The organism is Candidatus Methylomirabilota bacterium (assembly GCA_036005065.1).
Taxonomy (GTDB): domain Bacteria; phylum Methylomirabilota; class Methylomirabilia; order Rokubacteriales; family DASRDR01; genus DASYQW01.
The window spans coordinates 1-3,163 of record DASYQW010000116.1 but is presented as its reverse complement, the minus strand read 5'-3'; the positions used below and the strand labels follow the sequence as shown (position 1 = coordinate 3,163).

The following is a 3,163-nucleotide window of genomic DNA, read 5'->3' as shown; positions in this document are numbered from 1 at the left end:
GTTCGCGGCGACGGGCAGCCCGGCCGCCCTCGACCGCGTGAAGCGAGTGCTGGGCGGGGTCAAGCGCCTCTTCGACGTCACCCAGGACGCGGCGGTCCGGTTCGAGGACGGGCACCGCACGCGCGCGGCCGTCCAGTACGCGGGGATCTTCGCCCGCAGCGCGCTCTCGCCCTCGACGGACGGGCACGGGTTCTCCGAGGGGCCACTGAGCAGCCGGCCCTGCTACTACGAGGCGCCCGAGGGCGGCTGGGACGTGGTGGCGGGGGGCCGGACGTTCCACTACGCCAAGTTCTCCGCCATTCCTCCGTTTCAGCTCCGGTCCGCGACGGCCATCACGCCGGTCGGCAAGGTCTGGTACGGCTTCGGGTGCGGCTCCTACGGCGGCGATCACGCCATCAGCCGGGACCAGTACACCGGGGTCATGATGGGCCTGGCGTACGCCTACGCGCTGGTCCCCGATGCCGACGTCCGGCGCACGGCGAAGAAGCTGATCGAGCAGACGCTCGATCATCTGCTCGAGAACCACTGGACCGTCGTGCTCCCGCCCGAGAACCGGGCCGCCACGTTCTTCATCGGGAACTTCGACCAGCAGCTCGCCTTCCTCCTGATCGGCCGGCTGGTCAATCCGGGCAAGTACGGCCCGCGCTACGACCGGGATGTCGCCGCGGCCGGGGCGGCGTGGCTGCCCACCTGGTTCAGCGTGCTCGACCCGGTCCCGAAGTACTACAAGTTCAACCTGGCCCACGCCGGAGGGCTGCTCCCGCTCTTCCTCGAGACCGACGAGACGCGCCGAGCCGGGTATCTGACCGCCTATCGCATGCTGCGGAAGGCCACCCGCCACCACCGGAGCGCCTACTTCAACCTGAGCCGGATCCTGATCGAGCTGCCGGCGCGGCGTGCGAGCGTCGCCCTGGAGCCCTCGGGGTCGAACCCGCAGCTCACCCTCAAGGACGAGATCCGGAGCATCCTGGCCGACTTTCTCGAGCGCCGGCGGCTGCTGCTGCCGGCGGGCGGGACCGGGATCCCGCGTAACTTCGTCGCCGACCCGAAGTATCAGGTCCGCCGCTGGCCGAACGACGTGGCCGTCTACCGGCCCCTAGAAGGCGGCGGCAAGGGCTACCAGGTGACGTTCGCGATGCCCCCCACCGGGCGGATCGGCGGCGGGATGGACTACATGTGGGAGGTCTCGCCCTTCGGCTACGCGCTCAAGTTCGGGGATCCCCGGTGCTCGGTGGGCCTGGGGCGGGTACCGACCGAGGAGATGATCCGGCGGTGCGGGTCCGACCTGAACCGGGAAGGGCCGGGGGTGGATTATCTCCTGGCCTACTGGCTCGGCGTGTATCTCGGCGTCGTGCCCCGGCCGTGATGCCCGGGCGCCTCCTGGGCGGAAGCCTCCTGGTCCTGGCGCTGGGCGCGAGCGGGCCGGTCATCGCCCTGGCCGGCCCGCCGCTGCCCGGACTCGCCGTGTTCCTGACTGGCGACGGTGGCGGCCTCCTGACCGTGAGGGACCGGGGCTGCCGAATCGGCGCTCACGCTTGGCACTGAAGCTGCCTCACACGGAGCGCATCGGTCGACGATCCGAAAGGGGGGTACCATGAACACGCGACGCGTCTTGCTATGGGGTCTGGTCCTGATCCTTGTCCTGCTCGGGGCCGCGCCGGCCGCTCGCGCGTCGGCGCCCGACGGGGCGGTCGATCCCTCGCCGGAGGCGATCACCGACCCGGCCGTCCTGGCCGCCAACCGCCTGATGGCCCTCCCCTGGGCCGGACTCTCCCGGCAGGCCGAGGGGGACGCGGAGGAGGCCATCGTCCGCGGGCTGGAGGACCAGGATCTGGCCAACGATCACGGGGGAGGCACGCTCAACTGGAGGTTCCGGATGTGGGTGAAGAACGCCGGGGCCGACGTGGACATCGCCTCCCCGCCGGGGTTCAGCGCGGCGTCGCTCACCGGATTCACTCTCGAGGCCCCGCTGGAGGGCGGCTGGAGCTTCAAGGTGCGGGGCACGCTGAAGGCCACTGCCAGGGTCCGGGTGGGCGGTGAGACCATCTTCAGTGTGAGCCCCAGCGTTCCCTTCGGGCTCCGCGTCTGGGACGTCAAGCTCACCACCCGGGCCCAGCTCGACCCGACCGATCAGACGCGGCCCGGGCCGCGGGTCGTGAATGCGACCGTCAACGCTCGCCTCAAGCTCGGCGGGGATGGCGCGATTCCCATCAGCATCCCCGTCAGCATCACGGTCCGCGTCGACCCGAGCGACGGGAGCCTGACCCTGCGGGGTCCGTTTCAGGCCTTCGACATCGGCGACGACTTCGGGATCCTCGAGGCGCGGCTCGGGGGCGACCTCATCATGCGCTTCACGTCGTCCGGAGACCCGGGGAGCGAGGTCAGCCCACTCGACCGGATGACGCTGCGCCTGACGGGGCGTCTTTCCATCAAACTCAAGCGCGTCGGGCGCGTCTCCGTCCCCTTCAGCCTCACGCTGCCGACGGTCCACGTGCCCGCCCCCGACATCCTCCAGCCGCTCGCCGGGGGCCTCCCACGGACGTGGGGGCAGGGCCATCCGCGCGGCACAACCCCGCCCCCGCCGACCGGGGCGGACTACGCGACACCGGCCCTCCAGCTCGAGCAAGCCATCGTCCCGCACATCCCCTACGGCGGCGTGTTCGCGATCGACTTCACGCCCATCCGTGGGCCGCAGATCGCCGAGCGGCGCTCCTTCGGCGTGGAGGCCGACTCGGCCATCTGGACCGGGCACTACCTCGCCGCCGAGGCCTTCCGGTACGCGGCGACCAGCGACCCAGCGGCGCTCGCCCGCCTGAAGTTCGTGCTGGCGGGCGTCCAGCGTCTCTTCGACGTGACCCAGGATGCGGTCGTGCGGCGCAGCCCGGCGGGCGCCCGCAAGCGCTCCGCGGTCCAGATCACGGGGATTTTCGCCCGAGCCGCCCTCCAGGCGACCGATCAGGTCACTGCCGGGCCGCTCAGCGACCGCGACTGTTACTACGAGGCGCCCGAGGGGGGCTGGGACGTGACGCCCCGGATCGGGAGACGGCAGCACTTCGCCAAGTACCGGGACATCCCGCCATCCCTGCTGCGCGGCGCGACCGTCACCCCCGTCGCGCCGGTCTGGTACGGGTTCGGGTGCGGCCATGTGGGCGGCCCGGACAAG

Annotated in this window: 3 protein-coding genes; all 3 read left to right on the top strand. The window is 71.5% G+C overall.

The annotated features are described in order from the left end of the window. On the top strand, positions 1–1,366 hold a 1,366-nt coding region (locus tag VGW35_08515; GenBank protein HEV8307698.1), incomplete at its 5' end, for a hypothetical protein. After that, positions 1,363–1,545: a hypothetical protein gene (locus tag VGW35_08510; protein ID HEV8307697.1), complete on the top strand. Its 183-nt coding sequence runs from the start codon at positions 1,363–1,365 to the stop codon at positions 1,543–1,545. The genes VGW35_08515 and VGW35_08510, both read left to right, overlap by 4 nt. Positions 1,546–1,594: 49 nt before the next feature. Beyond that, positions 1,595–3,163: hypothetical protein (locus VGW35_08505; protein ID HEV8307696.1), on the top strand; the 1,569-nt coding region annotated here is incomplete at its 3' end.